General features: G+C 42.7%; 8 protein-coding genes and 2 pseudogenes. 5 read left to right on the top strand and 5 right to left on the bottom strand.

Going from position 1 to position 10,156, the window contains the following annotated elements:
* Nucleotides 1–297 precede the first annotated feature (297 nt).
* Entirely contained in the window at nt 298–2,325 is a 2,028-nt protein-coding gene (gene fdhF, locus THEPK_RS11300; protein ID WP_042702024.1) for a formate dehydrogenase subunit alpha, read from the top strand.
* Here the strand turns inward: fdhF and purF are convergent.
* The gene (gene purF, locus THEPK_RS11295) at nt 2,288–3,619 is read right to left on the bottom strand and encodes an amidophosphoribosyltransferase (RefSeq protein ID WP_042702022.1); all 1,332 of its coding nucleotides are present in this window, start codon (nt 3,617–3,619) and stop codon (nt 2,288–2,290) included. The genes fdhF and purF overlap by 38 nt on opposite strands.
* Before the next feature lie 161 nt (nt 3,620–3,780).
* Between purF and purC the strand changes: the two genes are divergently transcribed.
* Entirely contained in the window at nt 3,781–4,470 is a 690-nt protein-coding gene (purC, locus tag THEPK_RS11290) for a phosphoribosylaminoimidazolesuccinocarboxamide synthase (RefSeq protein ID WP_083965088.1), read from the top strand.
* Nucleotides 4,471–4,542: 72 nt separating this feature from the next.
* On the opposite strand, the gene THEPK_RS11285 is transcribed toward purC, so the two are convergent.
* Nucleotides 4,543–5,106: a YiiX/YebB-like N1pC/P60 family cysteine hydrolase gene (locus THEPK_RS11285; protein WP_042702019.1), complete on the bottom strand. Its 564-nt coding sequence runs from the start codon at nt 5,104–5,106 to the stop codon at nt 4,543–4,545.
* Nucleotides 5,107–5,242: 136 nt separating this feature from the next.
* Nucleotides 5,243–6,247 carry a phosphoribosylformylglycinamidine cyclo-ligase gene (gene purM, locus THEPK_RS11280; protein WP_042702017.1) on the bottom strand — a complete coding sequence of 335 codons (1,005 nt, stop codon included), beginning with the start codon at nt 6,245–6,247 and terminating at the stop codon, nt 5,243–5,245.
* A 120-nt stretch (nt 6,248–6,367) separates the two neighbouring features.
* Between purM and purT the strand changes: the two genes are divergently transcribed.
* Nucleotides 6,368–7,657, top strand: a complete 1,290-nt coding sequence (purT, locus tag THEPK_RS11275; RefSeq protein ID WP_042702016.1) for a phosphoribosylglycinamide formyltransferase 2 — start codon at nt 6,368–6,370, stop codon at nt 7,655–7,657.
* A 24-nt stretch (nt 7,658–7,681) separates the two neighbouring features.
* Here the strand turns inward: purT and THEPK_RS12770 are convergent.
* Nucleotides 7,682–7,825: pseudogene (locus THEPK_RS12770) on the bottom strand (AIR carboxylase family protein); the annotation flags it as partial.
* Between the two features lie 318 nt (nt 7,826–8,143).
* Between THEPK_RS12770 and THEPK_RS11270 the strand changes: the two are divergent.
* Together THEPK_RS11270 and purE are read left to right on the top strand one after the other, a co-directional pair.
* A complete protein-coding gene (locus THEPK_RS11270) occupies nt 8,144–9,268 on the top strand; it encodes a 5-(carboxyamino)imidazole ribonucleotide synthase (RefSeq protein WP_225807079.1) in 1,125 nt (374 codons plus the stop codon).
* Entirely contained in the window at nt 9,261–9,773 is a 513-nt protein-coding gene (purE, locus tag THEPK_RS11265; protein WP_042702011.1) for a 5-(carboxyamino)imidazole ribonucleotide mutase, read from the top strand. Before THEPK_RS11270 ends, purE begins: the two co-directional genes overlap by 8 nt.
* 64 nt (nt 9,774–9,837) lie before the next feature.
* Here purE and THEPK_RS11260 read toward each other — a convergent pair.
* Nucleotides 9,838–9,993: pseudogene (locus tag THEPK_RS11260) on the bottom strand (AIR carboxylase family protein); the annotation flags it as partial.
* Nucleotides 9,994–10,156: the final 163 nt, after the last annotated feature.

Here is a 10,156-nt window from a genome sequence, read left to right as displayed (position 1 = left end):
AGGCAGTTGAAAAGATAACCCCGAGCCTTTCTGCTCTTGCAGGAGGTAGGGGTAATGGGGGGAAGACCCTCCCCGAGGGGTCGAAGACCCGCTTTAACTTGGGTCTAAATGAGACCCCTCAAACCTTTCCGCCGTTGGCGAGGGGTTAACTCGTTGGAACCCTCGCCCTTCAGGGCGGGGAGGAGGTCAGCCATTTAATGGCTTTTCAGCCAAAAGACTTGGAAGACTTGGAGAAGCCATTCTGTTATCATTTACGTGTCAATTTTTTATAGAAATATTTTTATTTTTGCCATCTAAATGTACATAGGTGATAAGGTGAAAGTCGTGTGTCCTTACTGCGGTTTTGGATGCAAGCTCATCATTGATTCTCAGACACTAACAGTTAGGCCCTATAAAGGAGAGCCAAATAAAGGAAGAATATGTCCCAAAGGTCTCTACGCTATGGAATTCGCTCTCTCAAAGGATAGGATCAAAAAGCCTCTGAAACGAGAAAAAAATGTCTTAAAACCTGTAACTTGGGGGCAAGCCATGGAGGAAATATCTCACAAGCTCCTTGAGATAAGAGAGTTTTATGGTCCCGATGCTGTTGCTTTTATAGCCTCCTCAAAGACTAGCAATGAGGAGAACTATCTTCTTCAAAAAATAGCGAGACTTTTTGGCACAAATAACATCGATAACTGTGCAAGGGTTTGTCATGAAGCCAGTGTGCATGCCCTTAAAATAACTCTCGGCACGGGAACTCAAACCAATCCCTATGAAGACCTAGAAAATTTTGGAGCGATACTCATCTGGGGCTACAATCCCGCGGAGAGCCATCCGGTGGTCTTGGAGTACATAGGGAACGCTAAGAAAAAAGGTGCAAAAATAATCGTCGTTGACGTTCGAGAGACCATCACAATGAATTTTGCCGATTACAAGCTCTTGATAAAACCTGGAACAGACATAGTACTCGCCAATGCCATGATGCACGTTATAATCCAAGAGGAACTTTACAATGAAGAATTCATCAGAAAGAGAACCACCGGATTTTCGGAGGTTAGAATGGCCACTATGAAATACACTCCTGAATACGCAGAAAGAGTTACTGGAATTCCTGCCCCCCTTATACGAGAGGTTGCAAGGAAGTTTGCCTTAGCTGGAAGTGGAGCCATCATGTGGGGTATGGGATTGACACAGCACATTTCCGGAGTCGAAAACGTTCTAGCAATGATAGACCTTGCCCTTCTCTTGGGTTACATAGGTGAGAAAGGAGGCCTATATCCAATACGGGGGCAAAATAACGTCCAAGGAGCAGCATACATGGGGGCTCTTAGCGAGTTCTTGCCCGGTTATGTCCCACTCGATGATGAAAAGTTCAGAAAAAGAGTTGCTTCGCTTTGGGGGGTTGATGACCTCCCCACCAGAAGGGGGTTTTATCTAACGGAACTCTGGGATGCAATTGAAAGAGGGGATTTAATGGCTCTTTACATTGTTGGAGAGAATCCAGCCGTTAGTGAAGCCAACTTTGCTAAAGTCAGAAAAGCCCTTAGAAAATTGGACTTGCTGGTTGTTCAGGATTTGTTCATGACACAAACAGCCCGCTATGCTCATTATCTCCTCCCTGCCTCAAGTTTCTGTGAAAAGGAAGGATCCTATATGAACAGTGAACGTAGAATTCAATGGAGCGAGAGGGTCTTTGAGCCCCTGAACGATTCCAAGCCAGATTGGGAGATATTGACCATGTTGGGAAAAGCCCTTGGGTTGCCGGGCTTTGATTATTCAAATGTAGAAGAAATAACAGTAGAGTACTTTCGTCTATTTCCAGAACTGGAGGAAAAAAGTGTAGAGGAGCTCAAGAATTCTGATGGGATCTTTCTTCCAAAAAAGAGGCTTCACACTTGGGAATTCACAACTCCAAATGGAAAAGCCAGATTCATGGCAGTTGAACAAGTCCCACCATGGGAAAGTACTGACGAAGAATACCCATTCGCATTGACCACCGTTAGAGTTATGAATCACTATAACACGGGGGAGATGACGCTGAGGAGTCCTTCCTTGGTTAAGTTCATGAAAGAACCAGCTGCCACAATAAATAAAGAAGACGCAAAAAAACTCGATATAAAGAGCGGCGACCTCGTAGAGATTGAAACAAGACGTGGAAAGATTCGAATGAAGGTGGAAATTGGGAAAGTGCCTCAAGGAGTAGTAGCAATTCCCTTCCATTTCAAAGCCAACAGAATCACCAACAATGCCCTCAACAAAGCAGGAACCTCAGAATTTAAGTTTTCAGCTGCAAGAATAAGAAAATTCAAAAGCGAAAGGCCCACTCAGGATAATTACCCGTAAGGCATGCCATGCAGAGATCTTTTATTCCTACAGCTTTTTTTAGGCCCTCAACAGTAAGATAAGATAAACTATCTGCCCCGATTACTCTTCTAACCTTTTCAATACTTCCAAAAGCTGCTATCAACTCATGTCTGGTTGGAATGTCTATTCCCATGTAGCAAGGATGTTTTATTGGAGGGGAGGCTATTCTTACATGCACTTCTTTTGCACCGGCCTTTCTTAACATCGCTACTATCCTTTTCATTGTAGTGCCCCTCACTATGGAATCGTCCACAAGAACAACGCGCTTTCCATCGATAACATCTCTAACGGGAGAGAGCTTGAGCTTTACTTTTAACTCCCTGTAGAACTGGCCGGGCATTATAAAAGTCCTCCCAATATAACGGTTCTTTATCAAACCCTCAGCATATGGAATTCCACTCACCTGAGAAAAGCCCAATGCAGCCGCTCTTCCAGAATCTGGCACTGGAATGACAACATCAGCACTTGCGGGGCTCTCACGTGCAAGTTCCTGCCCCATCTTAACCCTCGCTTTATAAACGCTCACTCCATCAAGAACACTATCCGGCCTCGCAAAGTATATGTACTCAAAAACACAATGATAATGGCTCTCATTAACTAAAACTTTACTCTCAACATCCTCAGAAATCAAAAACACCTCTCCCGGAGTTACATCTCTAATTTCATTCACAAAAAGTCTCAATGCGGAATCTTCAGAAGCAAAATAGTGGCCCTCACCTACCCCATAGCTTAGGGGCCTAAAACCGAGGGGATCTCTGGCAACCAGTATCTTTCCATCAAAAAGAAAAGCCACGGAGTAAGCCCCTTTAACCTCATTAAAAACTGCTTTCATGGCTTCGAATTCGTCACCAGTTTCCTTCAGGTGCCAGAGAAAAGATATCCCTAAAAGCTCCGAATCAACGGAATGTCTAAACTTTACTCCCTTCTTTTCATATTCTCTTCTCAAAGGTATGAAATTCGTAAGAGTTCCGTTGTGGGCTACAGCTATCTCTTTTCCACAACAAGAAGTCTGCAGGGGTTGGGCCTCGTTAAGAGAACCAGATGTGGAGTAGCGGACGTGGGCTATAGCCACATTTGATCTAAGTCTTGCAAGCTCATTTCCTCTAAAAACCTCAGAAACCAACCCTCTGCCGGAAATAGTTCTTATTTTGTTCTTCCATACGCTTATTCCCGCACTCTCTTGCCCCCTATGCTGAAGAGCCATGAGTGCGTAGTACGCTTTTCTAGAAGCGTTCTCTGCCTTGGTTGCAAAGATTCCGCATTTTTCTCTCATAGCCTTCCCCCGCGAATTCTTGACTTTTAAATGTTAATTGATCACAAATATTCCATTGTAATTTACCACTCTTAACTTAAAAACTTTGCCCAGATATTAACATAAAAATGATAAAATAAAACTTAAATACTCCCCAATTTTACATGAATATGGTGATAAAAATGGAAGTTTATGAAGGAAAAGCAAAGAAAATGATTCCCTTGGATGATAGAAAGATGATAATGGAGTTCAAGGACGATGCCACGGCTTTTAATGGGGAAAAGAAGGAACAATTCAAGGGCAAAGGATGGCTTAATGCTCAAATAAGTGCTCTCCTTTTCAAGATCTTGGAAGAGAAGGGCATAAAAACTCATTTCATAGGTGTTGCTGGCGACAACAAGCTTATCGTAGAAAAGCTTCAAATGTTTCCAATCGAGGTTGTTGTTAGGAATGTGGTTGCAGGGAGCTTGAAAAAGAGACTTCCCTTAGAAGAGGGAACTGAACTTCCAGAACCTATAGTAGAGCTTTACTACAAAGACGATGCCCTTGGAGACCCAATGATAAATTATTACCACGCAAAGACTCTTGGTATAGATGAAAAAGAGATTAAAGAGATGGAAAAGATAGCACTCAAAGTTAACGAGATTTTACAAGAATATCTCAAAGAAAGAGGAATTTTATTGGTAGATTTTAAGCTCGAATTTGGTAAAAACGAGAAAGGCGAGATAATCCTTGCAGACGAGATAAGTCCAGATACCTGCCGCTTCTGGGATGCAAAGACAAAAGAAAGTTTAGATAAGGATGTGTTCCGTTTTAACAAGGGAGATTTAATATCGGCTTATGAAGAACTCTACAAGCGCCTTACCTCCTGAACTTTTTCTTCATTTTCCACTTTTTAGTCAGAACTAGGGAGCTAAGCTTCTATTAACAAAAAGAAAAAGTACTCAAATAGAGTTACGATAAATCTCCACTGTATCGGAATCGTCATAGATTTCCTGCGGTGCAACGCCCCAGAAATATTCGAGCGAAAATCCTGGGTGTGCATCTATATCAATTCCCACAACTTTGTATGCTGCCCATACAAGTTCGGAACAGTAGTAGCTGGGTCCATAAACCTGCTTAGTCCAGAGTGCAAAATCATAAGGTTTTCCAAGCTGTGCAAGAGCGAATCTAACAGCCCGCTTCTTTTGAGCTTTTGAGGCTGAAACCCTTAGTATTGCAACATCATCGTATCTTGCCATGTAATCTGAAAGCTTTGTTATTCTGACTCCGGTGAACCACGCCTCAACAACGAACCATTCTCCATCTTTTACATAAGCTACCATAGAATTGTGAGTCCAATATCCCGGAATTAACGGGTCACTATCTGGGCTATGGCCAATCAATATATCCCCAACCTCTATGTCAGTAGGCATTGGATGTTCATAGCTCCCATTCCCTCCAAATGCAAGAGCTGAACCAGACATAGTAACAAAAACAAATAGTACAAAAAGAACCTGTACTTTCATGCCTATACCTCCTTAAATTATGTCATTAGATTTTTGAATTCAAACAATAAAAATCTTTGTATTATCCAGAAAAAATATTGAAAAATAGCAAGCAATTTGCAAAAAGTTATTGTAAAATGGAAACAGGACACTAGAACTAAATCCTTATATTATAGTTCTCCACCCTTATTCCGGGTTCTTCTGTTACAACTCCAAACTCAAAGCTCTCAAAGTGCTTGTTTAGGATATTTAATGCCTCCTCCTTCCCCTCCTGAGGAACAATAGCTATCATGCCTACGCCCATGTTAAATACCCTGAACATCTCCTCCAGCGGGACACCATTTTCATAGATCAATTTAAAAATCCCGCTGATTGGTGGCATTTCAAGAGAAAAACCATGATTAGTGAGGCGCTTGAGGTTTAATAACCCCCCACCGGTGATGTGGGCTAAGCCATGGACTTCAACTTTTTTGATGAGGTCGAGAATCGGCTTAACATATATCCTCGTGGGTTCAAGTAGATACTCCCAAATCTTTTTGCCTTCAAATTCATATTCAAGTCCGTACTTAGGTATTAGGAGTTTTCTTGCAAGGGTTAACCCATTGGAGTGAATTCCTGAGCTTGAGATACCTATCACCGCATCCCCCGGCTTTATTTCCTTTCCGTTTATCACTTTATTTTTCTCGACAACACCGATAGCCGTACCGGCAAGGTCAAAGCCGTTTACTAGCTCCGGCAAGACTGCGGTTTCGCCACCAACTATAGCTATTCCGCTCTGCTTGGCTCCTTCGTAAAGACCCTTAGCTATCTCCTGAAAAACCTCATCATTTGGCTCCTTAACTGCGAGATAATCCACCAAAGCAACGGGTTCCGCTCCAAGGCATATTAAATCATTCACATTCATCGCTACCATGTCGATCCCAATGGTATCATATTTCCCAACTGCCTCTGCAACTAAGGTCTTGGTTCCTACTCCATCCGTTGTCATCGCAAGGTAAAAGTCTCCAAAGTCCATCAACGCAGCGTAGTGTCCTATATCCTCCTTAGGTTCGCCTAGTTTTCCCTTCCTGAACTCAAAAGTCGCTTTTGCAAGAGAGATTATTCCTTTTAGAGCCCGTTGAGTCTTTTCATCGTCAACACCAGCCTGCGCATAAGTCAACATGATTATCACCGGAAGGTATTTGGGGGAAGGATTTAAAAGTTTTATCATTTTTATGTTCAAAAACTCTTAAATATTCCCAAAGTTTTAACATACAAACGTCAATAAATTTAGGTGATACCCATGATAAGCATTAGAGATGAAATTGGAACACCCCTAACTGATTCTGCTGTTAAAATTCTCCTTCTTGGGAGTGGCGAACTTGGAAAAGAGATAACCATAGAGGCCCAGAGATTAGGAATCGAGGTTATCGCAGTCGATCGATATCCAAATGCCCCCGCCATGCAGGTTGCTCACAAAAGCTACGTAGGCAATATGAAAGATAAGGACTTCCTCTGGAGCATTGTGGAGAGGGAAAAGCCAGATGCGATAATTCCGGAGATAGAAGCAATAAACCTCGATGCCCTCTTTGAATTCGAGAAGGAAGGCTACTTTGTCGTTCCAAACGCAAAGGCGACATGGATAGCCATGCATAGAGAAAGGACTCGCGAGACCCTTGCAAAGGAAGCTAAGGTTCCAACCTCCCGTTACGCATACGCCGAAACGCTGGATGAGCTCTACGAAGCTTGCGAGAAGATAGGCTACCCCTGTCACACCAAGGCTATAATGAGTTCCAGCGGGAAGGGATCGTACTTCGTTAAAGGGCCCGAAGATATTCCTAAAGCGTGGGAAGTTGCAAAGAAAAAAGCCAGGGGAAGTGCTGATAAGATTATTGTTGAAGAGCATATAGACTTCGATATCGAAATCACGGAATTGGCTGTGAGGCACTTCGATGAAAATGGGAAGATAGTTACTACTTTTCCAGCCCCTGTGGGGCATTACCAGATCGATGGGGATTACCACTCAAGCTGGCAACCTGCAGAGATAAGCGAAAAAGCCGAGCGTGAAGTGTATAGAATAGCCAAGCGCATAACAGATGTTCTCGGAGGTCTCGGAATATTCGGCGTGGAGATGTTTGTCAAAGGGGACAAGGTATGGGCCAACGAAGTTTCCCCAAGACCTCATGACACCGGAATGGTAACCATGGCTTCCCATCCCACAGGATTTTCCGAGTTTGGGCTTCACGTTAGAGCTGTGTTGGGGCTCCCAATTCCGGCCATTGAGGAAAACGGCACCAGAAAGTTACCCGTCTTAACCCCCGCGGCTACACACGTTATCCTAGCCAATCAAGAAGGCTACGCTCCAAGGTTTAGGAATGTCTTCAAGGCTTTGAGCATCCCAAACACAACCATAAGACTCTTCGGAAAGCCCGAAGCGTACAAAGGGAGAAGACTGGGTGTCGCACTAGCCTGGGATAAGGATGTACAGGAAGCGAAGAGGAAAGCAGAGATGGTTGCCCACATGACCGAGCTTAGGACGAGAAGTGGAGAATGGCAGGATCAGGAATATGAAAAAAGGAAACATCTGCTTTAGGCCCTTTAATTTTTAATGAGAATATTAGGCCTTCATTTTCTCCCTGTACTCTTCAAGCTTTCTCCTCAAGCTTTCATCTTTCAATGCCAGGATTTCTATCGCTAGCAATGCCGCGTTCTTTCCGTTATCAATTCCAACCGCAGCAACCGGCACGCCAGGAGGCATCTCGAGCTCTCCGCTGAAATTAGACGGAGGCACACAGCATGCAAAAAGTATCCTACAGGAACTAACTTCTGGTTATGGGTCGAAAAGAAAGGTGAGGAAGTCATAGCTTCAGTCTACAGGAGAGCGAATTACGTAATAAAAACTAAAAGCAGGTTTACAGAAGAGGGAATTAGGAGGAAACTCTTAGTGTTGAAGACTCCTAATATTTGTGGGAATATCCCCGTATTTGAATTAAGATGGTGGGGAAGAGAAGTTATTGACAAATTTTTGTCAAATATTTTCAAAAAACTATTTAAACTACGCAAATGTATGTAAAAATCGATGAGGGCAATGATTGGAATCCTCGGCGGGGGACAGCTAGCTAAAATGATGGCTCAAGAAGCAAAAAAGTTAGGATTTAAAGTAGCTATTCTTGATCCCCAAGAAGAACCAGCCGCAAAAGGAGTTTCCGACTATCATATAGTTGGAAGCTTTAAAGACGAGAACGCAATAAGAAAGCTAGCAGAAATTTCAGATGTTGTTACCTACGACATAGAACATGTGAACGTCAAAACCCTAAAAGAGTTAGAAGATGAGGGATTTGAAATTCACCCCTCTCCAAGAGTGCTTGAGGTCATTCAGGATAAGCTACTTCAAATGGAAGTTATGAAAAAAGCGGGAATTCCAGTGCCTAAATTTGTTAAAGCAGATAAAGAAGAAATAATTGAGAAGGCTCTAAAATTTGGCTTTCCGCTAGTTCAGAAAACTAGGAGAGAAGGATACGACGGAAAAGGGGTAAGGATAATAAGAAGCGAGAATGAGTTAGATAAGTTAATTCTTGAAGATTCAATGTTGCAGGAGTTTGTAAAAATAGAGAAGGAAATTGCAGTAATGGTTGCTAGAGATTTGGAAGGAAATGTTGCCGCATATCCAGTTGTTGAAATGTATTTTAATGAAGCAAACATCTTAGATACCCTCATAGCTCCAGCAAGGATAAGCGAAGACCTAGCTGAGAAAGCACAAAAGATAGCAGTAAAAGCCGTTGAAGCCCTTGATGGGGTAGGTATTTTTGGAGTTGAAATGTTCCTTACTCCTGATGGAAAAATATATTTGAATGAAATAGCTCCGAGACCTCACAACTCTGGGCACTACACGATAGAGGCTTGCCTAACAAGTCAGTTTGAGCAGCATATAAGGGCAATAGTAGAACTCCCACTTGGAAGCCCTGAACTTCTACTTCCTGCAGTTATGTTTAATCTTCTAGGAGAAGGGACTGGAAAGCCAAAAGTCATCGGGCTAAAGGAAGCTTTGAGGTATCCGGGAGTTTATGTTCATATATATGGAAAATCTCTCGTTAAGCCTCTAAGAAAAATGGGGCATGTGACCGTTGTAAATAAGGATCTTGAAAAAGCCTTGGAGATTGCGAATAAGGTGAAAAAGATAATTAAGGTGGTTGGAGATGCCTAAAGTCGGAATTATTATGGGTAGTGATTCTGACTTGCCAGTTATGAAGGAAGCCGCTAAAGTCCTGGAGGAATTTGGAGTTGATTACGAAATAACTATAGTCTCAGCCCACAGAACTCCAGAAAGAATGTATGAATATGCAAAAACTGCTAAAGAGAGGGGAATTGAAGTTATCATTGCAGGTGCTGGAGGGGCAGCTCATCTTCCTGGCATGACTGCTTCAATAACTACTCTTCCTGTGATAGGTGTTCCTGTGCAGAGCAGAAGTTTAAACGGCTTAGACTCCCTACTTTCCATTGTCCAAATGCCTGCAGGCGTTCCGGTGGCTACGGTGGCTATAAATAATGCAAAGAACGCGGCATTGTTAACCCTTAGGATACTCTCAATAAAGTACCCAGAAATTGCAGAGAAGCTTGAAAAATACAGGGAAGAGATGAAAAAAACCGTTGAAGAAAAGGCTAAGAAACTCGAAGAAGTTGGTTGGAAAAAGTATTTAGGGGACGAGTAAGTGCTTTCTTTTTTCATAATCTTGGGAGTGCCAGTCTGAGCTTCTTGTCCTTAGTTCTATCATGTGGGCAATTAGCTCCGAATCCCGCTATGGCAATGAAAACATCGTAGTCCTTCCTCGCAAGCTCCTCAACTTTTTTAGGATTTCTGTGGGCTGAAACAACCTCCACGTCGTAATTAACTCCAAACTCATCAAGAACTGCAGTAACTTTTTCCGCTATCTGCGAATCGCTTTTACCTTTTTCTTTTGAAAGTCTCGCCCTTCAGGGCGGGGATGCAAAATCTGAAAACTTAACCATTAAATGATCGGGGCGTGTTTAGTTTCACCCCCTGTTATTTAAACAGTATTTGACTCTGAGGAGGATTTTCAGACCATAACACATT

The organism is Thermococcus sp. PK, from assembly GCF_000430485.1.
Classification (GTDB): Archaea; Methanobacteriota_B; Thermococci; order Thermococcales; family Thermococcaceae; genus Thermococcus_A; species Thermococcus_A bergensis.
Note: the sequence above shows the minus strand (reverse complement) of the source record. Positions and strands in the feature narration are given on the sequence as shown.

Bases quoted from the DNA above. Each gene is read 5' to 3' on its own strand.
- purC (WP_083965088.1), top strand. From the start codon at position 3,781: ATGGAAGTTTATGAAGGAAAAGCAAAGAAAATGATTCCCTTGGATGAT.
- purF (WP_042702022.1), bottom strand. From the start codon at position 3,619: ATGAGAGAAAAATGCGGAATCTTTGCAACCAAGGCAGAGAACGCTTCT.
- fdhF (WP_042702024.1), top strand. From the start codon at position 298: ATGTACATAGGTGATAAGGTGAAAGTCGTGTGTCCTTACTGCGGTTTT.
- purM (WP_042702017.1), bottom strand. From the start codon at position 6,247: ATGTTGACTTATGCGCAGGCTGGTGTTGACGATGAAAAGACTCAACGG.
- purT (WP_042702016.1), top strand. From the start codon at position 6,368: ATGATAAGCATTAGAGATGAAATTGGAACACCCCTAACTGATTCTGCT.
- purE (WP_042702011.1), top strand. From the start codon at position 9,261: ATGCCTAAAGTCGGAATTATTATGGGTAGTGATTCTGACTTGCCAGTT.
- THEPK_RS11270 (WP_225807079.1), top strand. From the start codon at position 8,144: ATGAGGGCAATGATTGGAATCCTCGGCGGGGGACAGCTAGCTAAAATG.
- THEPK_RS11285 (WP_042702019.1), bottom strand. From the start codon at position 5,106: ATGAAAGTACAGGTTCTTTTTGTACTATTTGTTTTTGTTACTATGTCT.